The sequence below is a fragment of the Alcanivorax sp. HI0044 genome (genome assembly GCF_001634945.1).
This window is the reverse complement of sequence record NZ_LWEZ01000576.1, coordinates 1-909: the sequence shown is the minus strand read 5'-3', so window position 1 is coordinate 909 and position 909 is coordinate 1. Positions and strand designations below refer to the sequence as shown.

The window sequence follows — 909 nt, the reverse complement described above, 5'->3', positions numbered from 1 at the left end:
GATCGGCGAAGGCACCATGGTGATTACCATCACCCCGGATCAGGGCCGCCAGTACCAGGGCATCGTCCCGCTCAGCGGCGACACCCTGGCGGCATGCCTGCAAGGCTATTTCCAGCAGTCCGAACAGCTACCGACCCGCCTGTGGCTCGCCAGCGGCAACAACCGCGCCGCGGGCCTGTTATTGCAACGCCTGCCCAACCAGCTTGCCACCACCGACGGCAACAACCAGATGTGGGAACACCTGGATGCACTGGCCAGCACCCTGCAAATGGAAGAACTGCTGAATCTGGATGACCAAACTATCCTCCACCGGCTGTTCCATGACACCCCGCCCCAGCTACCGGACGCCCAGCCACTGCAATTCGGCTGCACCTGCTCCCGGGATCGTAACCGCAATGCACTGATTTCCCTGGGCAATCAGGAGCTGCAGCAATTACTGGACGAAGACGGCGAGGTGACTCTGACCTGTGACTTCTGTCGTCACCAGGAGCATTTTGATGCCGTGGATCTGGCGGAGATGATCAAAGCAATTGACAGTTGATAGTGGACAGTTGACAGCTCCTCAAATGATCTCGGCAATTGCTTGTTTTTAAAGGACCGCACCAGAAACCTGAGCGCGGCCCTTAACGTTTCAGTGAATCTACTCCCCCTCCACCGCGGCGCTGGAATGCCCCGGAAAAAGTAGACACCTTCATTTGGAGAGAAGGTGTCATGAAATACAAAGCCAAGCGCTACTTCAGCGATGATTTCAAACGCGAGGCCGTGCAGGCCTCGCTATCCACCACGCAGACACAGTCCGCACTAGCTGGCAAGCTAGGCATACACCCAAAGTTGTTAAGCCGCTGGCGAAGAGAATGGATTGTGACCAAGAAACCGTCTGCTAAATCCGTCCAGAACACGGGACCCGAT

General features: G+C 56.9%; 2 protein-coding genes. Both read left to right on the top strand.

Going from position 1 to position 909, the window contains the following annotated elements; translation table 11 throughout:
• Positions 1-541 (top strand): Hsp33 family molecular chaperone HslO (locus A3730_RS06950; protein ID WP_197477339.1); only part of this gene is annotated, 541 nt, incomplete at its 5' end.
• A 170-nt stretch (positions 542-711) separates the two neighbouring features.
• Positions 712-909, top strand: a 198-nt coding sequence (locus A3730_RS06945; RefSeq protein WP_156501014.1) for a transposase, incomplete at its 3' end; no start/stop codon positions are given.